We start from the raw sequence: 23,533 nt of genomic DNA, 5'->3' as shown, positions 1-23,533 counted from the left end.
AAAATAAAAACAATATGCTTTTATTTTAAAAAAACTAAATTGCATTTTTCTTATTTAATTAAAAACTTATGATTAGAAATAACAGAGAGTCAGCATTTACAATTATACCCTTGCCTACAGATTATATTATAGATAAGAATAGTAAAAATGACGTTACTCATGACTATAAGGAAATTATTTTTTTATTTTCTGGAACAGGTGAATTTAAGATAGACGACGAGGTTATTAAGTTAAAACCAAATACGTTATTTTTTATAAAGAAAAATCAATTTTTTAAAATTCTCCACATTAAAAACACTGTAGGGTATTCATTAAAATATAAAAATGAATTTATACCTAGTGCCGGACTTAATTATAAATCATCTTATTACTCTAAGTTAAACGGTTACATTTCTGATTTAAAATATATTGAATTCAAGAAAAAAGGCATGAAAAATTTAAAATCGCATTTTAATGTGCTTTTAAAAGAATATTATGAGCCCGAAGAAGCTTTTACTAGCAAAAGTATTGTACAGCATCTCTTTATTAGTTTAATTCTAAAAATTGAACGTAAAGCAAGAGACATTGTTATTGATACCACAAAAGGAGAAATAAATAATCATAACAAAATACTGTACACTAATTTTTTAGATATTTTGGAAGAAAATTTTATGACGACTCATAATATGGATTTTTATGCCGATAAATTAAGTTTATCTAGAAGAAAACTATCCGATCTTGTAAAAGAATTTACAGGAATTACTGCCAAACGCTATTTATTAGACCGGGTTATTTTAGAAGCTAAAAGATTACTGGCTTATTCTAATAAAAATCTAAAAGAGATTTGTTATGATTTAGGGTTTGAATACCCAGCGTATTTTTCTACATTATTTAAAGAAATAACGGGGCATACACCAAATCAATACAGAAAAATTCAACAACAGAAATAGGGGGGGCTACTAACCCCTCTTGAATTTAGATTGCGTTTTTTTACGTATAAATACTCTTTATATAATATAAACTTATACCATTTTTAGTAATTCGTTTACCTTAAATGGTGATTTCTTTCTTTGTATTAAAACTATTTTAATTTATAATTCACATCTATAAGTATAGACATTCTCGTCTCTTATAAAATTCATTTTATTATATAATTTTTGAGCGCCTGTATTATCTTTAGACGTTCTTAAATCAACTCTAAACATATTTGCTTTTTTTGCTAATTGAAATGTTTTCTTTATTAGCATTTCTGCAATACCTTTTCGTCTATAATTTGAACTTACAAATAAATCGTTTAAAACCAAAATTGGATGTAATGATAATGAGCTATATGAATTAAAATTTTGAGTAAAGCCTACTGCGTTATTATTAGCATCAACTGCTAAGCAAAAAATAGTATTATCTTGCAGCATTCTGTCTTTTAAATATGCTCTATATTTTGGTATATTACTAGGTTGTTTATAAAACAGCATATATTCATTATAAAGTTGAGTTATTGGTTCTAAAAGCTCTATTTTCCCTTCAATTATTTTTATATTCATCTCTTATCTATATTTTTAATTAAACGAGTATCTTAATATCTTACAGACAATTACTTTCAAATATATTACTCTATAACGAATGTTATATTTAGCTTTTATTCTCCTTTTTATAAAACAATCCTTTTATAAAAATTAGTTTGCTTGTAAAATATATTTTTCTAATGCTATTTTTAAAATATGAATTGCTTTTACTAAATCTTCACTTTTTAATACATATGCAATTCTAATTTGATTTAGCCCAACCCCTGGAGTAGAATAAAAACCTGCTGCAGGTGCAACCATTACTGTTTGGTTATTGTAGTGAAAACTTTCTAATAACCATTGCGCAAAATTATCGGCATTGTCTATTGGCAGCTCTACCATACAATAAAAAGCACCTTTTGGGTAGGCTACTTTAACACCACTTATTTGTTCTAATTCTTTTATTAAAGTATTTCTGCGCCCAACATATTCTGTAATAACTTCATCAAAATAGCTTTGATCTGTATCTAATGCAGCTTCACATGCAATTTGAGCATAGGTTGGGGGCGATAATCTTGCTTGGGCAAATTTAAGTGCTGTATTAATAACTTCTTTATTTTTTGAAACCAGGCATCCAATTCTAGCACCACACATGCTATATCGTTTAGATACCGAATCTATAATAATTGCATGATCTTCTAATCCTTCATTTTCTAGAATAGAGTAATGCTTTACACCATCGTAAACAAATTCTCTATAAACCTCGTCTGCAATTAAAAATAAATCATGTTTTTTTACTAAACTTGCTAATTTTTTAATTTCTTCTTCACTATACAAATACCCTGTAGGGTTACCTGGGTTACAAATTAAAATTGCTTTTGTTTTTGGTGTTATTAATTTTTCAAACTCTTCAATTGGGGGTAATGCAAAATTATCTTCAATTTTAGATATTACAGGAACTACATTTATGCCAGATGCTACAGAAAAACCATTATAATTGGCATAAAATGGTTCTGGTATAATAACCTCATCTCCTATATCCATAATACTACCAAAAGCAAACAAAAGAGCTTCACTACCTCCTGTGGTTACTATAATATCTGCTGCATTTACAAGTATGTTATTCTTTTTATAGTAAGCTGCTAATTTTTTACGGTACGCCTCAGACCCTTCAGACCTGCTGTAAGCTAAAACATTAAGTGTGTTATTTTTTACTGCATCTAGTGCTATTTGAGGAGTTTTAATATCTGGCTGACCAATATTAAGATGATAGACGTTTACGCCTCTTTTTTTTGCTTCTTCTGCATAAGGTACCAATTTACGTATTGGAGATGCAGGCATTTGAGATCCTTTTATTGATATGTTTGGCATGGAAAAATAATTATAATTCTTTAATAGTACCCATTAAAGGCATGATTTCTTTATCAATTTTTAGATACGAATTAACTTTATATTCTCTTAAATTAATAACTTGGCTAACGCCTAATCCGTCTTTTTCTACCCAAGAGATAAATAATGTGTAATCGTTTATTCTTTGTAATTTGTAATGTTCATCTTCTTCTCTACCTAGTTCATTACCTTTAATACATTTCCAATGTAATTGGTTTTCAGATTTAAAACTTACTTCATATTGATAATCAACATAATTATATAAAAAAGTTTTTCCCTTTAAACTGATAGTTTTTAGGTTCAATTCGTTTTTAATATTTTCTTTTACATCTTTTTTTTGCCCTTTAGAACACGAGGTTAGTAGGGTAAAAAAGCATAGTAATACGATTATCTTTTTAGCTGATTTCATTTGTTTTTTTTAATGATGATAAAAAAATAGTACTAAAACTTTAAATGAGGATTAGTACTATTTTTAAAACCAATTCAAACACTTATTTATTAACTTCTTCTAATGCAAATTCTAATGCATCTATAATAATATCTAACTCTTCTTTTTTAATTACTAAAGGAGGAGAAATAATAATATTATTACCTGCAGCTCTAACAAATGCACCTTTGGTAAGCATCAATTTAAAAATTTCTGCAACAATTGCTCTGTTAGGCTTTTTACTTACTTTGTCTTCAACAAACTCCATAGCCAACATTAATCCTTTACCTCTTACATTACCTATAAAATTATATTTATCTTCTAAAGGTTTTAGTCTATCCATTAAATAAGCACCTTGTTTTGCTGCATTACCAGGTAAATCTTCATCTTTAACTATTTTTAATGCAGCTATAGCAGCAGCACATGCAATAGGGTGTCCTGCATAAGTATAACCATGACCTAAAGTACCAAAAGAATCTTCGTTTTCTTTAAAAGCATTATCAATACGCTCGTTACAAACTGTAGCACCCAACGGAATATAACCTGAAGAAATACCTTTTGCTAATGTAATAATGTCTGGTTTTACTCCATAAGCTCTACTACCAAACATACTACCTGTACGTCCAAAACCAGTAACAACTTCATCAGCTATTAATAGCACACCATGTTTATCGCATACCTTTCTTACTAATTTCATGTAATTGTCTGGTGGTACAATAACGCCTCCAGCACCTAAAACAGGCTCCATAATAAATGCAGCAACAGTATCTGGACTTTGAAACTGTATTTCTCTATCCACTAATTCTGCACAAATTTCAGCCAATTTTTCTGGGTCTTGTGTAAATGGGTTTCTATAATCCCAAGGTACATCGACATGAAAACATCCTGGTAACATAGGTTCATAGTTTCTTCTAAAACGTGTGTTTCCATTTACAGAAGCCGCTCCAAAATGCGTTCCGTGATACCCTTGTTTTAATGATATAAATTTAAATCGATCTCTTTGTCCTAACATTTTCCAATATTGACGTGCAATACGCATAGCAGTTTCCATAGCATCAGACCCTCCAGAGCTAAACATAACACGTTTCATGTTTTCTGGCTCTAGCATTTCTATTAAAAGGTGTGCTAATTCTATAGATTTAGGGTGTGTGGTTCCTTTAAAAGTAGAATAGTATACCAATTCATCTAATTGCTTAACTATAGCCGCTTTAATTTCTGGTCTATCATAACCACAGTTTATATTCCAAAGACCAGCAACACCATCTACCATTTTGTTACCATTACTATCTTCAATGTAAACACCTCTTCCTTTATTGATAATTAAAGGTGGTTTTTTTAACGAATCGTTTGGATGTCCCATTGGGTGCCATTGTTCTTTTCCGTTCCACTCTTCAATGTTAGCTGCTGTAATACTATCTGTACCTGTATTCATAACGTATTATTTTATATTCATTACGCTTGTTACGTAATCGTAGCAAGCTTTAGGTTGTGTTATATCAAAATGTAAAGTCTTCAATCCGCATTTCATTGCACCTACAATATTTCTTAGTTGATCGTCCACAAACAAAACATCTTTAGCTTCTAATTTAAGGTTGCTTAATGCTGAGTTATACGATCTCGGATCTGGTTTAAGAATATCAGAATGTGTAGCATCGTAAAACGTATCTAAATCATTAATAAACGGTAGGTTATCTACAAATGTCTTACCTGTAAATAATTCTATTTCATTACTTAAAATACCAACTTTTAATCCTGCTTTTTTTACTAAAGCGATAGTTTCTAGTGCTTCTGGTCTTAATATTTTAGCGTAATTAGTTTCGCCACCCATGGCATTCAATAAATCTATCATAGACCAATTTTGCTCTCCAACTAATTCGCCAATTTCTTTAGCTCTAGTTCTCCAATAATCGCGTTCTGTAATTTTATCACGTTGCATAGACATCCATAACGGATCGTTTGCTGGGTCAAATGGTCCTTTCCAAGTTAGTGTGCCTTTAGGTAAATTTAATCGCTCTTCAATAAGGTCGTGTCGTTCAAAAAGTGATTTACTAATTACACTACCAAAATCTAGGAGTAAGGCTTTTATATTTGTTTTATTTTCCATGCTATAATCTTATTGAATTCCTTTTACTATAATTCCTTGTTTAACCCACTCATCAAAAATATCGAGCACTTTGTTTACAAATTCTATATCATTAATATGACAGTCTAATTCTATAACATCTACATTGGGTTTTACGTTAGATTTTATTTCATCAAAAAACACATTTAGCGTTTTTGGGTCATGTAATTCATTTCCTTCTCTATCCCATTCTAAAACACCTTTTCTGGGAAGAATAAATTTTATAGGTCCTTTAGAATTTGATACTTTTTTAGAAATATGTTTAGCCGCTTTTTTTAATTCTTTAACACTTAGAGTTACAGATGAAATTAACCTATTATGCACGTGACGTGGCCTATCTTTTAATCGTTTTATTGGTTTTTGCCATGTGGGTAAATCTATAATGTTTATAGAACCTGGTGCAATAATTTGAGGAACACCAACTTCCCCTGCTCTGACTAAACGATTACTGCCTGAAGTTACTACAGATTCAAAAATATCATTAACAACCTCTTGTAAACTAAAGTCTAAAACTGCTGCAAACCGTTCTCTTTTAGCTAACCATTCTAAAGCTCTACCACCTTGGCCTGTTGTATGAAAAACAACAAGTTCATAACCTCTTTTTTCGAGTTCTGGTTTTAAATGTACCATATATTTTAAGGCTGTTTTACCTAGAGAACTCATTCCTATAAGTGGTTTACCTTCATGAGGTTTTTGGGTAGATTTTGCTGCGCCTAAAACAGCTCCGCAAGCTTGACTTAATACAGCCTTACAAATTTTATTTATACCATAAAGACCTCCAGACCAAAGCATCATAGTTAAATCTGGTGAAATTCTTTCTGGTGGAATTAAATGAGAAAAAGCTATCGTAGAAACTACATATTTAGGTACACCTATAGGTAAAGAGGCTGCAGTATCTAAAGCTAAATCGGTTCCCATGGAGCCTCCTAAAGCAATCATACCATCTATGATACCTTCATCATATAATTTTCTTGTTAATATAGAGGCGCCTTCTGCTGTTTTAGTCATAGCTTGGTTTTCATCACCAAGAGCTATAATATCTTTATTTGTAGTGTTTGCACACTTAGCAACATCATGTTTACTGTAGTCTGGCGTAAAAGGAGGATCACCAAGAACACCTACGTCCATAATTTTTACGTCGCCATTTTGTGCTTCTATACAAGACTTCATAAACAATAACTCATCAGATTTTGTATCTGCCGTTCCTATAATAAGTATGGTTTTTTTTTCCATAATTGAATTATTAATTACACTATAAAATTATTAATAAACTTAGATAAATAATTACATAAAAGTGTTAGAATAAATAAACTTTCGTGTTTTATTGCAATCTAAAATTGATAAAAGATTTCAGAAATACTCCTTCTATCTATTTTTTAATTTGATACGATGAATTCGCATTGGAATGGAAAGAATAATAACGCTTCCAACTAAAGCAACTGCAGTAATGATTTCCATTTCTGTAAACCCAAAACCTGACTCAAATAATTTAGAAGCTAAATATGGCCCAGAGCCAAGACCAACCATTTGTATAGCTATTGCCAAAGTCATCATACGTGATTTTGTATCCATATCTCCTACTATACTCAGTAAATAGGGGAGTGTAAAGTTCCATAAGCCATTAAAACCAGAGACAGCAATTACAAAGATTAAAATTGATGTGTCTCCTAATAATAAAGAAATACAAATAGCTGCTATAATAACACCAAGAGATAATGGCCACCAACTTCCTATACGGTCTGAAAGATAAACAGCTCCTATAGCGCCAATAATACCAGCAAATTGAGCAATTAATAGTGCATTGGCAACGGTTTGCTCATTGGGTTTAATATCCATGCCAATAAGGAATAAGTTGGCCCAGGCCAAACCAATAGCTGCATTGTAAGCAAACACTGCTAATAATGCTAAAATTAACCATCCTATACTTAATTGCACAGCAGAAGGTCTAGGTTCTTCTTGACTTTCAGTCGAAACTGGTACATATTTAAGAGTAATAAGTGCTATTAAAGTTAATATAGCCCAAATAATAAAAATACCATTTAAGCCAATAGTTTCAAAAGCCAATGGCATACCCCAGAGTCCAAAGGCTCCGTATGTCATTAATAACGCAAGATAAAGTGCTATATTTCTTTCTGTTTTTTTAGTTAAACCTATAATTGTAAAACTTAGAGATATAATTAAACCCTCACCTATACCAGTAATAAACCTTGCTAGTTGAAGGCTAGTATCATTATCTCCAATGGCAGAAAACAAGTTTCCTACCGCTGCTATTATAATTGCTGCACCTAGAATAATTCTCCAACTTACATTAGGCGTTAAGAAAATAGCAATAATGGTAGCAATAGCGATACCTGCCATTTCTATAGAAGCTAAAAGATTTGCATCTGCTTCAGATAACCCTAGCACACTAACAAATCCCTGTACTAAACCAGGCTGAACAATAAATGAAAGCACACCAATTGTACCTAAAATTACTCCTGCTGCAATTGTGCCTCGACTATTTACATCTATTACTTTGGTTTTTTTCATTTGGATTTATTTTGATATGGGTTTAAATAAACAGACTAATTATAAATTATTTTAGTAAGCAATAACAACAGATTTTAAACGTGTATATGCTTTTATTGATGCGCTACCTAATTCATTCCCAATTCCAGATTGATTAAAACCGCCAAGTGGTAAATTAGGATCTGATCTTACGGGCGAATTAACATAAATCATTCCTGCGTTTAATTTTGCCAATGTTTTATGCATATTACTTACATTGTTTGTCCAAACACTTGCGGCTAAACCATAAGTTGTGTCATTTGCTTTTTGAATTAAATCATCAATACCATCATAAGCAACAGCTACTATAACAGGGCCAAATATTTCTTCGGTTAAGATATCAATATTTTTATTATCTGGATTAGAAAACACCGTTGGAGCAACATAATACCCTTTGTTAAAAAGTTTTGATCCTCCTGCAATAACCTCTGCACCAGATGTTTTACCAGAATCTATATAACGCATTACATTTTGCATGTGTTTTTCTGAAACTAATGGTCCCATTTGAGAACTAGCATCCATTCCGTTTCCTGTTTTTATATTATTTGCAATCTCGCCAATATCACCTAATAAATTATCATATTTATTTTTTGGCAAGTAAATTCTAGAACCAGATACACAAACTTGACCTTGATTATAGAAAATACCTTTTGCAGCTCCTTTTGGCACTTTGTTTAAATCGGCATCATCTAACACTAAAACAGGATTCTTTCCACCTAATTCTAAAGTGAAATCTTTAAGTGCTTTTGCGGCACCTTGTCCTATAATTTTACCAACATTTGTAGAGCCTGTAAATGTTATTTTAGAAACCAAAGGATGTTTTACAATATCACTTCCTGCATTTTCACCATCACCTGTAACTACATTTATAACCCCCTCAGGGATGCCTACTTCTGCAGAAAGCTCCGCTAAAAACAATGCTGTTAATGGCGTTTCTTCAGAAGGTTTAAATACAATAGTACATCCGCAAGCTAATGCTGGTGCTATTTTCCATGCATACATCATTATTGGCACATTCCAAGGCGCAATAGCGCCAACAACCCCAATAGGTTCTCTTTTTGTATATGCAAAATGATCTGCTCCACCCAATGAAACATCTAATGTAGATCCTTCAATTTTTGTAGCCCAACCTGCATAATAACGAAAACAGTTTACTGCTGCACTTACTTCTTTTTGAGCATCGACATATAGTTTGCCATGTTCTAGAACTAGTAATTGTGCTAATTCAGGCTCATTTTTTTCGATTATATTCGCGTAATCCAACATCATCTTCTCACGCTGATTTGCTAATAGCTTAGGCCATTTTCCTAAACTTAAAGCTTTGTCTGCTGCCTTTATGGCTTTTTCTGTATCTGCACTCGAAGCATTTGGAATATAAGCCAGAATATCTTCTGTTGCGGGGTTATGGACTGCTATCAGTTTATCTGTTTGAGCAGCTTGTTGTTTACCATTTATAAATAATGATAATTGGTTTTTATTTAAAAAAGATTCTACTTTTGGTAACATTTTATATTCCATTTTTATTTTTTTTAAGGGAAAGCTTATTTACACTTAGTTATTAATAATGAACTAAACGCAATTCTTATTTGCTGCTATTAATTAAAACTTATACTTTAAGTTTACACCAAAAGAAGCAGGTCTACCAGCAGCATACCTTGTTCTACCAAAAGGAGTAGCTGCAAGTGAGGTGATATCGCCAAAATTGGCAATTGTATTTGTTATATTTTTAGCAAATATTGAAACATCGTATTTTTTTGCTTGTATAACCAACTCTTGCACTTAGAGTTGTATAGGCATCAAATACAAATTGAGATTGAGTTTCTGGAGAAAATGTATTGACACGATCTCCCGAATGGTTTAGATCGAGTCTGTAAAACATAGAGTTGTCTTTGTTTTTTAAGGTATGAGCATATTGAATATTAGCACTTGCTGTTAACTCGGGTACATTAAGCACTCTATCTCCTTTTTCTGCTCCTGTTAAAATACTTCCTTCTTGAATTTCTGCTTTTGTGTATCCAAAAGCCCCTCCAATTTGAAGATTTTGATTAACTTTTCCTTTTATTTCTAACTCAACACCTGTCATTTTTGCTTGACCAATATTGTCTACAAATAAAAAGCCTGTTGGAAGAAAAACACGTTGCTGTAAATCATTCCATACTGTATGAAATAAAGACATATTAGTAATTAATTTATTACCTAAAAAAGTGTTTTTACTACCTATTTCATAGGTCCATAAGAAATCAGGCTCAAATGTTCTTGGTGCTTCAGTTAAACCAATTGCTTCTAAATCTGCTGCAGCAAAAAGAACCGGAACAATACCATTTGCACCACCTAATCTATAGCCTCTAGTTGCGCTACCATAAACTAAACTATTTTCATTTATGTTATAGGTTAAATTAAATTTAGGAGTAAAACCACTATCGTTAGTTTCTTCGTTTGTTGGTTCTCCACCACCAGCAGCAATAAAACCGGCTAATTTTTGTTCTAATTTTTGATTATAAGAGAAGTATCTTAATCCAAATGTAGCTTTTAATTTTGGTGTTATATCCCAATATAACTCACCAAATAATGCTAATTCATTGGTTTGAAAATTTGTATCTTGAGAATACCATATATAATTTTCTGCCGCAATAAATTCTGGCAATCCTTCTACTTCAGTTACTCCTAATTCAATAAGGTTTTTGAAGAAATCTGATAAATCTCCTAAATATTTATTTCTAGGTTGTGATGCATTAAATTTAGAGCTCTCTGAACTATAAAATAATCCAGCTGTAAAATTAAGTTTGCTATCCTCATTGGTAGAACTATATCGTAATTCTTCAACTAACTTATTTAAAGACCCTGTTCTATCTATAAATTCAGGATAAAAATAAGCTTCAGTATAGTCTGTATTGGTAAACTGTGGCTCATCTACTGCACCTATAATTAATCCATTTTCATCAAATGGAGTCAGTTCTGTACTTGTGTTACCAGAACTTTCACGTTCTGTAACGTCTTCTCTATCAAACTGATCTAAATTAGTAAATGATATGTTATTTGTTAATTGTCCATTTTTAAACTCAAACTGAGTTAAAAGACTTGCGTGTAATAGATCTAACTCATACTTTTCATCAATACCAGCTACTCTATATTGTGTAAAATTATCCGATTTAAAATCTGCAAAGTCTAATCCGTCTCCTTGAGTTTTTTGATAAATAAATTTAGGAATAATTTTTACTCTATCATTTGGATAAAAGCCTAATCCAATATTAATTCCATAACTTTTTTCATCATCAACATTATCTCTAAAATTACCAGCTAAATCATTGTTTCCATTTTGTTGAAGAACAATTGGTAGCGAACCTAAATTATAAGGTATTCTTACACCACTACCATCAGGGTTATCAAAAACAGCTCCGGGGTTTGCTCCTGTACCATCTTCTGTATTTAAAGGAAAACCATTAAAGCTAGTTTGTTGCTTTCTGTCATAAATACCTGTTTCAAAAGCATAAAAAGCGCCAACTCTTAAAGCTAATTTTTCTTTGATTAAAGGGATGTTTAAAATGCTTTGAAAACTATAATCTGCATCTCCTTCTTTTACTTTTGCAGTAGAAACATCAATACTTCCAGATGTATCAAAAGCGTTAGGATTATTAGTGATTACTTTAACTGCACCTCCCATGGTGTTTGAACCATATAGTGTTCCTTGAGGACCTCTTAAAACTTCTATTCTATTTGTATCAAATAATCTTGGATCTGCAAATTCTGGTAAAGGTGTTTCATCTAAATAAAACGCAGTAGTATTTTGACCAGATATACCTCTAATAGATATGTTTTTACCAGAAGACCTACCATCACCAAAACTAGCACCACCGCCACCTGCAGAAGAAACACTTAAGTTAGGAATACTAGGAAAATAATCTTCAGCTTTAACAGATCCTGTTCTTGTAAGTTCTTTGGCTCCAATTGCCGTAATACTTAAAGGAACATCTTGTGAGCGTTGTGCTGTTTTATTAGCGGTAACAACAACTTGGTCTAATTGCGCAGCATCTTCTTTTAAAGCAATCTTTAAAACGCTTGTTGCTGATGTAATTTTTATTTTTTGAGTTTCATACCCTAAATACCTTATTACTAATGTAAAAGTATTCGTGTTTCCTTGTAAACTGAATTTACCATCAAAATCTGTCGTAGTTCCTGTTGTTGTGTTTTCAATAACTACTGTTACCTCTGGAAGTGGGTCACCCGTTCCTGCGTCGTCTATAGTCCCGGATATGGTTTTCTGAGCAAAAGCCACCGTTGTTAGCTGTAAAATAAAAATTAAGATAATTTTTTTCATAATAAGTGAAATTTAATTAGTACAAATATTTTTAGTTGAAATGATATAATCCAAAACTAGTCTAAACTACAACTTTAGAATTACATAAAAATGATGCATTTATTTAGGTTTTGTGTATTTATGATTTATGTCATAATTTAAACGTAAAATTATTACGATATAAAAACTTAAATAGGGATAAGTCTTATTATCAATTATTTATAATTTAAAAAATATTTTTATTCTTACATTATTATAGTTTTTATTAACTAATTTAAAAAGAAATGTAATGACATTACAGTACTCTTTTTTAGAAACCCCTTATCTATTTAATTCAATAAAAAAGCTGTAAAAAAAAGGTTAAAACCAATTTAATACAGCTTAAATTATCTAAAGTTTTAAAATATTAATTATTAAATAACTTCATCTTCAATACCATTACTTAAAACACCAATTCCTGCGGCTTCTACCTCAACAATATCTCCTGGTTTTAAATATATAGGCGGATCAAATCTTGCACCAGCTCCATTTGGTGTTCCTGTAGAAATCATATCTCCTGGTTTTAAAGTCATAAAAGTGCTTAAATACGATATGATAAATGCAAAAGGAAACATTAATCTTTTTGTGTTATCATTTTGTCTTATTTCTCCGTTTACTCGTGTTTGAATATCTAGATTGGTATAATCTGGCACCTCATCTGCTGTCATCATCCACGGTCCAATAGAACCCGATTTTTCAAAATTCTTTCCTTGTGTTACATTAAATTTTGCGTGTCGCACCCAATCTCGCAAGGTGCCCTCGTTCATTAATGTAAGTCCTGCAATATGACCTAGTGCATCTTCTTCTTTAATACGTCTTCCGCCTTTACCAATAATAATAACTATTTCGCCTTCATAATCTAATTGATGTGATTCTGGTGGTCTAACAAGGTTTTTACCATGTCCTGTAAACGAATCTAAATAACGTAGAAATAAACTTGGGTACTTTGGTAAGTCTGAATTGTCTTTATATTCTGCATTTCTATTGGCATAATTTACACCAATACAGGCAATTTTTTCTGCAGAAAGTATAGGTGGCAAATATTCTATTTCTTTTTCTGAATAACGTGTTTTAGTTTTTTTTGCTATATCTTTTAATTGGCTCATAGCATCGTTTTCAATCCAATAACGTAAATCGTGCCCTTCTGTTTTTCCAATATCAGTTAGAAAAATTTGATTATTTTCTTCAACTACAGAACCATAAGTAGTTGTACCGTTTATATTATAACTTGCACATTTCATCTTGTATAATTGTATTTTTATATTAAAATTTTAGAAAAGAATGCTTACTCTATCCCTCCAAAACATAAATATTTAATTTCTAGATAATCATCCATTCCGTATTTAGAACCTTCTCGTCCAAAACCACTTTCTTTAATACCTCCAAAGGGAGCTACAGTAGTAGATATAAGCCCTGTGTTTATACCAACCATTCCATATTCTAAAGCCTCGGCAACGCGCCAAATTTTAGCATAATCTCTTCCGTAGAAATAGGAAGCCAATCCAAAAGGAGTATCATTGGCATAAGCAATAACCTCTTCTTCTGTTTTAAATTTAAAAACAGGTGCTACGGGACCAAATATTTCTTCTTTATAAACATCCATATCTTTAGTAACATTGGCTAAAATAGTAGGTTCATAAACCAATGAATTATCAGAGTTATTAAAACGTTTACCTCCTAAAACTACTTTAGCGCCTTTATTTGTTGCATCTTTAACTACGCTTTCTACAAATTGAATTGCTTTTTCTTCTACTAAAGGGCCAATAGTAACGCCATCCTCTAATCCGTTTCCAATTTTTTGAAGTTTTACTGCTTTTGTAAATTTTTCAATAAACAAATCATAAACAGATTCTTGAACAAATATTCTATTGGTACATACACAGGTTTGACCTGCATTTCTATATTTAGAAATTATAGCGCCTTCTACTGCGGCATCAATATCTGCATCATCAAAAACTATAAAAGGAGCATTTCCTCCAAGTTCCATTGATACTTTTTTTACGGTATCTGCGCATTGCTTCAATAAAATTTTACCAACAGGAGTAGAGCCTGTAAACGATAATTTTTTAACAATTGGGTTTTTACAAAGCTCTAAGCCTATTGCGCTTGCATTAGTTCCTTGAATTATATTTATTACTCCTGGAGGAATCCCTGCTTCTTCTGCTAAAGCCGCTAATGCCAGTGCAGAAAAAGGTGTTAAATTTGCTGGTTTAATAACTACTGTACAGCCAGCTGCCAGTGCTGGGGCTACTTTTCTAGTTATCATGGCATTAGGAAAATTCCAAGGTGTTATGGCTGCTACAACACCAATAGGTTGCTTAATTGTTAGTATTCTTTTGTCTCTTTGATGCCCAGGTATAACATCGCCATAATTTCTTCGTGCTTCTTCTGCAAACCATTCTACAAATGAGGCGCCATACTTAATTTCGCCAATAGCTTCTTGTAATGGTTTACCTTGTTCTAAGGTTAGTATCTTACCTAATTCTTCAGCGTTATCTATTTGTAATTGATACCATTTTTTAAGTAAGTCTGCTCGTTCTGACGCAGCATATTTTTTCCACGTTTTGAATGCTTCACTTGCAGCATCAATAGCTAATTTTGTTTCTTCTTGACCACAATCAGAAACACTACCAATAACTTCATTATTATACGGATTTGTAACTTCAAATGTTTTACCAGAATTTGAATCTATCCACTCTCCGTTTATATATGCTTTATGTTTTAACAGTCTCATTTATCTAATCGAGTTTTTTGTGAGATCTAATTCTTTAGTTAATTCTTTAACTTCCGTTGAAAGTATAATTTGTTTTGCTTTCATTTCTTTTTGAAAATAGTTTGACATTAATTTCATACCAATTGATGAAATTTGTTGTCGTACTTCAAATGAACGTCCTTCACGAAGTCTAAATAATAGATTCACCATTTGATATTCTGGTTTCCCATCAATTATATAATAATTATCAGAAGAAACAGCTCTACATTTTACACCTAGTTTAGGAACATGTCCTGTGGCTACTAATTGTTCCGATAGGTCTTTAAAAAACGATTGAAAATCTAAAGAGATATTTGCGGAATGTTCTAAAGTGATATGTGGCATATTTTCATTTTTTTTAATTAAACAGGAAAAATCATATTTACTTGTCCTGTTCCAGAACTTGGAAAGTATTCTCCTATTAACTCGCATTTTCCTTCGTAGTTTTCTCCTCCTAATGCTCCGTATAACATAGCAGTATCATGCATATTACCTTCACCATCACATTTACTTGCATACTCGGGTAAGAACTTTAAAAACTCTTTATGTCTCCCTTGTTTCCATAGCTCTATAACGTGTAAATCCATTTGTTGATTAAATTCACTAGAAATGGTAAATGTGCCATTATTTGCAGCATAATCTTCATTAGCCCACATACCGTGAGACAGTGAGCCCGATGCTAACAGCATAACGTTGCTGTCGCTTTCTGCAACAGCTTCTGCAACGGATTCGCCTAATTTCATAGATGATTCATGGCTATGTACCATACATAGGGCAGCTACTGAAACTATTTTTAAATCCTGTTCTTTATTCATAAAGTACATAGGTACTAAAGTGCCGTACTCTAAGGTTAAAGAAGGAATATTATGAGATTCTGTATGCACTCCTTTTTCCATTGCTTTTTTTGCTATAGCATCACCTAAAGCTTTATTTCCTGTATATTCATAAGTCATATTTTGAATAAATTGTGGAAACTCATGACTGGTATAGATACCTTTAAAATGCTCGCCAGAATTAATGTGATACCCCGCGTTTATTAACCAATGGGTGTCAAAAACAATAACTGTATCGGCACCCGCTTCTCTAGCTCTTCTAACAATTTCATGATGGCCGTCTATGGCTTGTTGCCTGCACCCAAAAAGTCTTCCTGGTTTTTCGGACATTAACATAGTTGGTACATGTGTTATTTTCGCTGCTAAAACAATTTTACCCATAGTCTTAATTTTTTATAATTATTGAACTCCTAATTGTGTTATTTTATGATCTCCCAAGGCAACAGATATATTTTTGGTTTCCATATAAAAATCGAAACTATACTCGCCACCATCTCTACCAATACCACTATATTTTACGCCACCAAAAGGTGTTGGCAAGTGTCTTACGTTTTCAGAATTAATCCACACCATACCTGCTTCTGCTGCATGTGCCATTCTGTGCCCTCTACTTATGTCTTTTGTCCAGATGTAAGCCGCTAACCCGTATTTTACTGAATTTGCTATTTCTATAGCTTCTGCTTCTGTTTCAAAAGGGATTACCGTTAAAAAGGGTCCAAAAACTTCTTCTTGAGAAATTCTCATATCTTTATTAGCATCAATAAATAATGTTGGGTTTACATAAGCACCTCCCTCTGGTAAACCTGCTGGTTTTCCGCCACCACAAGCCAAAACAGCACCATCTTTCTTACCTATATCAATATAGCTTAATACTTTTTCTTGATGTGATGGGTGTATCATTGGTCCCACTTCTGTTTTTGGATCTAATGGATGCCCAACTTTTATATTTGCAACTCGTGCTGTTAGTTTTTTAACAAAATCTTTATACACATTTTTATGTAAAAGCAATCTACTACTAGACGTGCATCGTTCTCCATTTATGCTATATTTCATAAAAATGGCAGCATCTAGAGCTCTATCTAAATCGGCATCATCAAACACAATAATTGGGTTTTGACCACCTAATTCTAAATGCACACGTTTTAAAGTTGGTGCACCTTGTTTCATTATATATGTACCTGTGGTAGTTTCTCCAATAAAGGCTACTGCTTTAATGTGCTCATGCTCTGTTAAGGCTTTACCCGCAGTTTCGCCAAAACCGTGTACTACGTTCCAAACTCCTTTTGGTAAACCTGCTTCATGTGCTAACTGTGCTAATCTAGTAGCGGTAACAGGGCTAAACTCTGCTGGTTTGTGCACTACGGTACAACCAGAGGCTAGGGCAGGAGCAATTTTCCATGTGGTTAACATAAAAGGTGTATTCCAAGGTGTAATGATACCAACAGGCCCTATAGGTTGGCGCATAGTGTAGTTTACATGGTTTGTATCTGGTGTAGACAATCCGTTTGGAGCATCAATTACTTTGTCTGCAAAATATCTAAAATTTGCAGCTCCACGCATTGCTGCTTTTTTCATAAAACGTATAGTTTGCCCAGTATCATAACTTTCTAAAACAGCTATTTCATCTGCGTGTTCTTCAATTTTATCTGCAATAGCATGCATTATTTTTTTACGTTCTTGATGTGGCATTTTTTTCCAAGCATCAAAAGCATCCATAGCAGCATTTGCCGCTTTATCTATATCTTCTGCATCACCTTCAGAAACTTGGCCTATAAAAGAGCCGTCTACAGGGGTTGTATTATCGAATTTTTTACCAGAAATAGCATCTATTGATTTTCCGTTTATTAAATTCTGAACACCATTAGACTTTAAATTTGGTAAATACTGGTCTAATATTTTTAAATTTTTTTCTAACATAATATTAATATTTAGTATTAGATTGATTGTTTTTTAATTCTGGTTTATAAAGTTCGGCTAGCTCTTTAGTTGCTTTAGCCATAAGCAAAGTATCTACGCCTACACCAAACATATTAGCGCCTGCGTTTTTATAAAAGTTTACTAATTCTTGATTTACGGCTAAGGTACCAGCTGTTTTTCCTGCTGCTATAATGGTTTTTATAGCTTTAACAACTGCCGCTTTAACATCTGGATGCGATGGTTTGCCAAGGTATCCCATAGATGCGCCCAAATCTGCCGGACCAATAAACACACCATCTACACCTTCTACAGCAAGAATAGCATCTAAGTTTTTGATACCTTCTACAGATTCTATCTGGCAAATAAGACACATTTCATTATTAGCATCTCTAAAATAATTATTAGTTCTATTCCATTTTGACGCTCTTGCCAAAGCTGTACCAACACCACGTACACCTTCTGGAGGGTAACGCATAGCTTTTACTAATTGTGTAGCTTGTGCTGCGGTTTCTACCATAGGTACTAGTAAACTTTGCACACCAATATCCATCAATTGTTTTATTAATACAGTATCTCCAACTGGTGGTCTTACCACAACTTGTACATTATATGCAGCAATAGTTTGTAATTGTAGTTGAATGGTTCTTAAATCAAATGGTGCGTGCTCGCCATCAACTAAAATCCAATCGAAACCAGCACCAGCAATTATTTCGGCAGTTACTGTGTCTACTAAACCATTCCAAATACCATAGCTGGTTTCTTGTGCTAATGCTTTTTGCTTAAAACTATTTTTAGGTGTCTCCATAATTTTTTCTAAGAAAAGTTAACTGTTATTTTGCCCAAAGGACCATAATCTGCAATAATTTCATCGCCTGCAGAAACATCAATAGGTCTAGTAAAAGACCCCGCCAAGATAATTTGACCAGCCTCTAAGGCTACATTGTGTTGTGCATATTTTTTTGCCAACCATACAATTCCATTTGCTGGATGGTCTAGAACTGCTGCTGCAACACCAGACTCTTCTATTGTACCGTTTTTATATAAAAGTGTACTTACCCAGCGTAAGTCTACATCTCTTGGGTTTACTTTTTTTCCTCCAGTTATAATACCTGCGTTTGCTGCATTGTCTGAAATTGTATCTCTAACCGTTCTTACATAACCTGTTTCAGGGTTTTTTCTATAACTTCTAGCTGCTATTAGCTCTAAAGCAGGCACTACATAATCTGTAGCATCAAAAACATCTTCAATAGTTACATTTTCGCCAAACAATCTCTTTTTCAAAACAAAAGCCAATTCCACTTCAATTTTAGGATCTAAAAAATTAGACGTTTCAATTTCTGAATTATTTTCAAAAACCATATCATCTAATAATGTTCCATAATCTGGTTCGTCAATCCCCATAGCAACTTGCATAACCCTAGAGGTTAAACCTATTTTATGACCTACTACTTTTCTTCCTTTATTTTGTTTTAATTGCATCCATGCTTTTTGGATGGCATAAGAATCCTTAATTTCCATATCTGGAAACCTTGTGGTAGTTGCGCTTATTTGCTGTCTATTAATTTCAGCCTTATCTAAACGTTGTGCTTCTTCTTTTATTTGTTGTTCTTTAAGCATAGTATAAAATTATTGAGTGCAATATCAATATTATAACTATGATCTAGATACATAAAAATGTAGTATTTATTATAGATTTATGCATGTAACTGTAAAGAAGCAGTTACAGGTTTTTAATTTTATTCATTTAAGCAATCATTACCAAGTTTCACTATTATCCATTTCGTTTATCGTTAATAAAATTAATTTTACACTTAACTAATAACTCTATTCTTCACTTAAACCTCTATATGCTTTAAGTATTCTTTATAGATAGCATTTCTTATTAGTTTTTTTCACCCCTTAAAAAGCAATCAAATACGTAATTTAAAAAGTATCCAATATAAACTTCCATTTGGGTGTTCCCTTTTTTTTCGTTGAAATATTAAAAAAGATATAGTTATATATAAAGACACTTTTGCAATTTCCACAAACTCTCAGATAAAAAAAGGTCGGGCTTTACACTATATCTTTTTGCGAAAAGCAAAAAGGATGCCGTTTCAATCCCTAACACAAAGCCTGTAATTGTAATTAGCCAGAAGGAAACAAGTCTACAAAGAGCAATTTTAACAAATAGATAGCCAATTTGTTTTTCATCTCTATTTTCTCTTAAAAAAAAACACCCGTCATTGCGAGGCACGAAGCAATCCCTTTATTTCAATAAATTAAGGTTCTGAGTAAATCGAAGCCTATGTATTCAACAGAAACCTACACGATACTTGTCTTCTAATAATCCGTTTTTTTTAGATTTAATTCTATTTACAAAGTTTCTACTTCATCTATAAGGGACCTTTTTTACAATTTCCTTTCTATTAAAATAAAAAAAACAATCATTTACATACCTTATTTAAAAGCTAAAAAACAAATCCAAGTAACCAGATAAAGCTATTTCAAAGATAAAATTAACGAGAGTAGTAGTCGTTTTATCTAAAATTAGAGAACAAGAAACCTATTTAGACTAAAATTTCAGCACAAACTCTTCCATCTTTTTAATGTCATTAGGTTGTTTATAGTAGCTGTCATCCCCAAAACCTACATACCCCCCAATACCTTAAAAAAAACATTCAAAAAAAGTCAGTCTATAACTTGCTCAAAACAATGCACTTAAGATGTGTATGTAAAATTAAATTAAAATAAAGGTTAAAAGATAGTTGTTAGATTAAAAATGAGTTGTAAGTTTGCACCCGCTAACAGCAATATTGTTCTGTTAGTCACGTTCATTGAGAGTTTGTAAGTCGATTGAAAATTAAGGAGTTAAACTTGTAAAGTTATAAAATTTTATCAAAAAAAAACTTTAATTTTTATGAGGTTTGTTTGTAAAAAACATTGTATATTTGCAGTCCGAAATTTTCGGCAAAACGTTCAGGTTTTTTTACAGGTAAAAACAAATAAAAAAAAGTTTATTTTTTATTGTCAGATTAGAAATAGTTTGTATGTTTGCAGCCGCTAAGAAATACAGCAAAACGATCAGAGAAAATTTGGAATGATTTAAAAAAGTCAGTTAGTTCGAGTCTAACGTTTCTACAAAGTTGAGTTAAAGGTAAAGATTGAGTTTTATGACTTGTCGGTGCCGACTCGGCACAGTTCATTGAAAATATTGAAATTGACAGCGTAATTAAAGAGTAGAATAACCACATTATTAGTTTAATGTAAATTCTTTTGAAACTTATTCATTAAAATATTTAAAATATACAATGAAGAGTTTGATCCTGGCTCAGGATGAACGCTAGCGGCAGGCTTAACACATGCAAGTCGAGGGGTAACATTGTGCTTGCACAGATGACGACCGGCGCACGGGTGCGTAACGCGTATAGAACCTACCTTTTACTGGAGAATAGCCTTTAGAAATGAAGATTAATGCTCCATAGTATTGCGACTCGGCATCGAGATGTAATTAAAGATTTATTGGTAAAAGATGGCTATGCGTCCTATTAGTTAGATGGTAAGGTAACGGCTTACCATGACATCGATAGGTAGGGGTCCTGAGAGGGAGATCCCCCACACTGGTACTGAGACACGGACCAGACTCCTACGGGAGGCAGCAGTGAGGAATATTGGGCAATGGAGGCAACTCTGACCCAGCCATGCCGCGTGCAGGAAGACTGCCCTATGGGTTGTAAACTGCTTTTATACAGGAAGAAACACTGGTATGTATACCAGCTTGACGGTACTGTAAGAATAAGGACCGGCTAACTCCGTGCCAGCAGCCGCGGTAATACGGAGGGTCCGAGCGTTATCCGGAATCATTGGGTTTAAAGGGTCCGCAGGCGGTCGATTAAGTCAGAGGTGAAATCCCATAGCTCAACTATGGAACTGCCTTTGATACTGGTTGACTTGAGTCATATGGAAGTAGATAGAATGTGTAGTGTAGCGGTGAAATGCATAGATATTACACAGAATACCGATTGCGAAGGCAGTCTACTACGTATGTACTGACGCTGAGGGACGAAAGCGTGGGGAGCGAACAGGATTAGATACCCTGGTAGTCCACGCCGTAAACGATGGATACTAGTTGTTGGGCATTAGCTCAGTGACTAAGCGAAAGTGATAAGTATCCCACCTGGGGAGTACGGTCGCAAGACTGAAACTCAAAGGAATTGACGGGGGCCCGCACAAGCGGTGGAGCATGTGGTTTAATTCGATGATACGCGAGGAACCTTACCAGGGCTTAAATGTAGTATGACAGGACTAGAGATAGTTTTTTCTTCGGACATATTACAAGGTGCTGCATGGTTGTCGTCAGCTCGTGCCGTGAGGTGTCAGGTTAAGTCCTATAACGAGCGCAACCCCTGTCGTTAGTTGCCAGCATGTTATGATGGGGACTCTAACGAGACTGCCTACGCAAGTAGTGAGGAAGGTGGGGATGACGTCAAATCATCACGGCCCTTACGTCCTGGGCCACACACGTGCTACAATGGTATGGACAATGAGCAGCCATCTGGCAACAGAGAGCGAATCTATAAACCATATCACAGTTCGGATCGGAGTCTGCAACTCGACTCCGTGAAGCTGGAATCGCTAGTAATCGGATATCAGCCATGATCCGGTGAATACGTTCCCGGGCCTTGTACACACCGCCCGTCAAGCCATGGAAGCTGGGAGTGCCTGAAGTCGGTCACCGCAAGGAGCCGCCTAGGGTAAAACTGGTAACTAGGGCTAAGTCGTAACAAGGTAGCCGTACCGGAAGGTGCGGCTGGAACACCTCCTTTCTAGAGAAAGATGGTGAGTTACAAAAAAAGGTCATTTTTACTCTTTGCTGTTAATTTTAAAATAAAAAAGTATTTAAGCTATTCTAGTCTCGTAGCTCAGCTGGTTAGAGCGCTACACTGATAATGTAGAGGTCGGCAGTTCGAGTCTGCCCGGGACTACAAAAAGCTAAAAAAAAATACTTAAGGAAATTCTAGAAGTGGTTATTCACCCTAATTAGTCGGCTATCGACTGCAGACTGAGGACTGTGGACTGCCAACTAGTAAATGGGGGATTAGCTCAGCTGGCTAGAGCGCTTGCCTTGCACGCAAGAGGTCATCGGTTCGACTCCGATATTCTCCACCAGGTCAATTAACAATGACCGCTTAACATTGATCAATTTTACATTGATAATTGTTAACTGATAATTGTTTAATTGAAAGAAAGTTCATTGACATATTGGTAAAATGATATCGTAAGAATCAAATAGATAGAGAACGATTAGAGCAATCTAATTAAAAATTTTTTTATAAAAATATAAAAGAGTTCATTATAGTGTGGAGACACACTGTAGCAAAAAGTACAATAAGTTAAGTAAGGGCGTATGGCGGATGCCTAGGCTCTCAGAGACGACGAAGGACGTGATAAGCTGCGAAAAGCTACGGGGAGGGGCACATACCTTTTGATCCGTAGATATCCGAATGGGGCAACCCGGCATGTTGAAGACATGTCACCAAGCAATAGGGGTAAACCCGGTGAACTGAAACATCTAAGTAACCGGAGGAAGAGAAAACAATAGTGATTCCGTTAGTAGTGGCGAGCGAACGCGGATTAGCCCAAACCTATTTTGTTACGGCAAAATAGGGGTTGTAGGGCCACGATATTCGAAGATAAGTGAATTAGAACTGTTTGGAAAGACAGACCATAGAGGGTGATAGTCCCGTAAAAGT

The 23,533-nt window shown here is 33.7% G+C and carries 18 protein-coding genes, 2 tRNA genes and 2 rRNA genes (1 of these 22 only partly in view); 5 read left to right on the top strand and 17 right to left on the bottom strand.

Annotation, left to right across the window (positions count from 1 at the left end):
* Window positions 1–68: 68 nt before the first annotated feature.
* On the top strand, window positions 69–929 hold the full coding sequence (locus GQR92_RS10095) for an AraC family transcriptional regulator (RefSeq protein ID WP_158839221.1): 861 nt from the start codon (window positions 69–71) through the stop codon (window positions 927–929).
* Window positions 930–1,070: 141 nt separating this feature from the next.
* On the opposite strand, the gene GQR92_RS10090 is transcribed toward GQR92_RS10095, so the two are convergent.
* The 17 genes from GQR92_RS10090 to hpaH form a co-directional block, all read right to left on the bottom strand.
* On the bottom strand, window positions 1,071–1,520 hold the full coding sequence (locus GQR92_RS10090; protein WP_158839220.1) for a GNAT family N-acetyltransferase: 450 nt from the start codon (window positions 1,518–1,520) through the stop codon (window positions 1,071–1,073).
* A gap of 132 nt (window positions 1,521–1,652) precedes the next feature.
* Window positions 1,653–2,852, bottom strand: coding sequence for a pyridoxal phosphate-dependent aminotransferase (locus tag GQR92_RS10085; RefSeq protein ID WP_158839219.1), 1,200 nt, complete (start codon window positions 2,850–2,852; stop codon window positions 1,653–1,655).
* Between the two features lie 10 nt (window positions 2,853–2,862).
* Window positions 2,863–3,279 carry a phenolic acid decarboxylase gene (locus tag GQR92_RS10080; RefSeq protein WP_158839218.1) on the bottom strand — a complete coding sequence of 139 codons (417 nt, stop codon included), beginning with the start codon at window positions 3,277–3,279 and terminating at the stop codon, window positions 2,863–2,865.
* Between the two features lie 82 nt (window positions 3,280–3,361).
* The gene (locus GQR92_RS10075) at window positions 3,362–4,729 is read right to left on the bottom strand and encodes an aminotransferase class III-fold pyridoxal phosphate-dependent enzyme (RefSeq protein WP_158839217.1); all 1,368 of its coding nucleotides are present in this window, start codon (window positions 4,727–4,729) and stop codon (window positions 3,362–3,364) included.
* A 6-nt stretch (window positions 4,730–4,735) separates the two neighbouring features.
* Complete coding sequence (locus GQR92_RS10070) at window positions 4,736–5,401, bottom strand: HAD-IA family hydrolase (RefSeq protein WP_158839216.1); 666 nt, start codon at window positions 5,399–5,401, stop codon at window positions 4,736–4,738.
* 9 nt (window positions 5,402–5,410) lie between these two features.
* Entirely contained in the window at window positions 5,411–6,652 is a 1,242-nt protein-coding gene (locus tag GQR92_RS10065) for a Tm-1-like ATP-binding domain-containing protein (RefSeq protein ID WP_158839215.1), read from the bottom strand.
* A gap of 132 nt (window positions 6,653–6,784) precedes the next feature.
* On the bottom strand, window positions 6,785–7,948 hold the full coding sequence (locus GQR92_RS10060) for an MFS transporter (protein ID WP_158839214.1): 1,164 nt from the start codon (window positions 7,946–7,948) through the stop codon (window positions 6,785–6,787).
* Window positions 7,949–7,999: 51 nt separating this feature from the next.
* A complete protein-coding gene (locus GQR92_RS10055; protein ID WP_199269124.1) occupies window positions 8,000–9,484 on the bottom strand; it encodes an aldehyde dehydrogenase family protein in 1,485 nt (494 codons plus the stop codon).
* Window positions 9,485–9,565: 81 nt separating this feature from the next.
* Window positions 9,566–9,736 carry a hypothetical protein gene (locus tag GQR92_RS10050; RefSeq protein ID WP_158839213.1) on the bottom strand — a complete coding sequence of 57 codons (171 nt, stop codon included), beginning with the start codon at window positions 9,734–9,736 and terminating at the stop codon, window positions 9,566–9,568.
* Window positions 9,693–12,281, bottom strand: a complete 2,589-nt coding sequence (locus GQR92_RS10045; RefSeq protein ID WP_158839212.1) for a TonB-dependent receptor — start codon at window positions 12,279–12,281, stop codon at window positions 9,693–9,695. Before GQR92_RS10045 ends, GQR92_RS10050 begins: the two co-directional genes overlap by 44 nt.
* A 392-nt stretch (window positions 12,282–12,673) precedes the next feature.
* Entirely contained in the window at window positions 12,674–13,540 is an 867-nt protein-coding gene (locus GQR92_RS10040; protein WP_158839211.1) for a fumarylacetoacetate hydrolase family protein, read from the bottom strand.
* 44 nt (window positions 13,541–13,584) lie between these two features.
* Window positions 13,585–15,033 carry an NAD-dependent succinate-semialdehyde dehydrogenase gene (locus GQR92_RS10035; protein WP_158839210.1) on the bottom strand — a complete coding sequence of 483 codons (1,449 nt, stop codon included), beginning with the start codon at window positions 15,031–15,033 and terminating at the stop codon, window positions 13,585–13,587.
* Entirely contained in the window at window positions 15,034–15,396 is a 363-nt protein-coding gene (locus GQR92_RS10030) for a hypothetical protein (RefSeq protein ID WP_158839209.1), read from the bottom strand.
* Window positions 15,397–15,413: 17 nt separating this feature from the next.
* Entirely contained in the window at window positions 15,414–16,265 is an 852-nt protein-coding gene (gene hpaD, locus GQR92_RS10025) for a 3,4-dihydroxyphenylacetate 2,3-dioxygenase (protein WP_158839208.1), read from the bottom strand.
* 18 nt (window positions 16,266–16,283) lie between these two features.
* Window positions 16,284–17,801, bottom strand: a complete 1,518-nt coding sequence (gene hpaE, locus GQR92_RS10020) for a 5-carboxymethyl-2-hydroxymuconate semialdehyde dehydrogenase (protein WP_158839207.1) — start codon at window positions 17,799–17,801, stop codon at window positions 16,284–16,286.
* A 4-nt stretch (window positions 17,802–17,805) separates the two neighbouring features.
* Complete coding sequence (locus GQR92_RS10015; RefSeq protein ID WP_158839206.1) at window positions 17,806–18,606, bottom strand: aldolase/citrate lyase family protein; 801 nt, start codon at window positions 18,604–18,606, stop codon at window positions 17,806–17,808.
* A gap of 8 nt (window positions 18,607–18,614) precedes the next feature.
* Complete coding sequence (gene hpaH, locus GQR92_RS10010; RefSeq protein ID WP_158839205.1) at window positions 18,615–19,418, bottom strand: 2-oxo-hept-4-ene-1,7-dioate hydratase; 804 nt, start codon at window positions 19,416–19,418, stop codon at window positions 18,615–18,617.
* A 1,670-nt stretch (window positions 19,419–21,088) separates the two neighbouring features.
* Between hpaH and GQR92_RS10005 the strand changes: the two genes are divergently transcribed.
* The 4 genes from GQR92_RS10005 to GQR92_RS09990 all read left to right on the top strand — a co-directional run.
* Window positions 21,089–22,606, top strand: a 16S ribosomal RNA gene (locus GQR92_RS10005).
* A gap of 85 nt (window positions 22,607–22,691) precedes the next feature.
* Window positions 22,692–22,765: transfer RNA gene (locus tag GQR92_RS10000), tRNA-Ile, on the top strand.
* Between the two features lie 107 nt (window positions 22,766–22,872).
* A tRNA-Ala gene (locus tag GQR92_RS09995) sits at window positions 22,873–22,949 on the top strand.
* Between the two features lie 217 nt (window positions 22,950–23,166).
* Window positions 23,167–23,533, top strand: a 23S ribosomal RNA gene (locus GQR92_RS09990); it runs 2,519 nt beyond the window's last position.
* Together the 16S and 23S rRNA genes with 2 tRNA genes alongside form the textbook arrangement of a ribosomal RNA operon.

The organism is Polaribacter sp. L3A8, from assembly GCF_009796785.1.
In the GTDB taxonomy this organism is placed as follows: domain Bacteria; phylum Bacteroidota; class Bacteroidia; order Flavobacteriales; family Flavobacteriaceae; genus Polaribacter.
This window is presented reverse-complemented; position numbering and strand designations above follow the sequence as displayed.

Excerpts from the sequence above, each read along its gene's own strand:
- GQR92_RS10095 (WP_158839221.1), top strand. The coding sequence starts at position 69 with ATGATTAGAAATAACAGAGAGTCAGCATTTACAATTATACCCTTGCCT.
- GQR92_RS10090 (WP_158839220.1), bottom strand. The coding sequence starts at position 1,520 with ATGAATATAAAAATAATTGAAGGGAAAATAGAGCTTTTAGAACCAATA.
- GQR92_RS10085 (WP_158839219.1), bottom strand. The coding sequence starts at position 2,852 with ATGCCAAACATATCAATAAAAGGATCTCAAATGCCTGCATCTCCAATA.
- GQR92_RS10080 (WP_158839218.1), bottom strand. The coding sequence starts at position 3,279 with ATGAAATCAGCTAAAAAGATAATCGTATTACTATGCTTTTTTACCCTA.
- GQR92_RS10075 (WP_158839217.1), bottom strand. The coding sequence starts at position 4,729 with ATGAATACAGGTACAGATAGTATTACAGCAGCTAACATTGAAGAGTGG.
- GQR92_RS10070 (WP_158839216.1), bottom strand. The coding sequence starts at position 5,401 with ATGGAAAATAAAACAAATATAAAAGCCTTACTCCTAGATTTTGGTAGT.
- GQR92_RS10065 (WP_158839215.1), bottom strand. The coding sequence starts at position 6,652 with ATGGAAAAAAAAACCATACTTATTATAGGAACGGCAGATACAAAATCT.
- GQR92_RS10060 (WP_158839214.1), bottom strand. The coding sequence starts at position 7,948 with ATGAAAAAAACCAAAGTAATAGATGTAAATAGTCGAGGCACAATTGCA.
- GQR92_RS10055 (WP_199269124.1), bottom strand. The coding sequence starts at position 9,484 with ATGGAATATAAAATGTTACCAAAAGTAGAATCTTTTTTAAATAAAAAC.
- GQR92_RS10045 (WP_158839212.1), bottom strand. The coding sequence starts at position 12,281 with ATGAAAAAAATTATCTTAATTTTTATTTTACAGCTAACAACGGTGGCT.
- GQR92_RS10040 (WP_158839211.1), bottom strand. The coding sequence starts at position 13,540 with ATGAAATGTGCAAGTTATAATATAAACGGTACAACTACTTATGGTTCT.
- GQR92_RS10035 (WP_158839210.1), bottom strand. The coding sequence starts at position 15,033 with ATGAGACTGTTAAAACATAAAGCATATATAAACGGAGAGTGGATAGAT.
- GQR92_RS10030 (WP_158839209.1), bottom strand. The coding sequence starts at position 15,396 with ATGCCACATATCACTTTAGAACATTCCGCAAATATCTCTTTAGATTTT.
- hpaD (WP_158839208.1), bottom strand. The coding sequence starts at position 16,265 with ATGGGTAAAATTGTTTTAGCAGCGAAAATAACACATGTACCAACTATG.
- hpaE (WP_158839207.1), bottom strand. The coding sequence starts at position 17,801 with ATGTTAGAAAAAAATTTAAAAATATTAGACCAGTATTTACCAAATTTA.
- GQR92_RS10015 (WP_158839206.1), bottom strand. The coding sequence starts at position 18,606 with ATGGAGACACCTAAAAATAGTTTTAAGCAAAAAGCATTAGCACAAGAA.
- hpaH (WP_158839205.1), bottom strand. The coding sequence starts at position 19,418 with ATGCTTAAAGAACAACAAATAAAAGAAGAAGCACAACGTTTAGATAAG.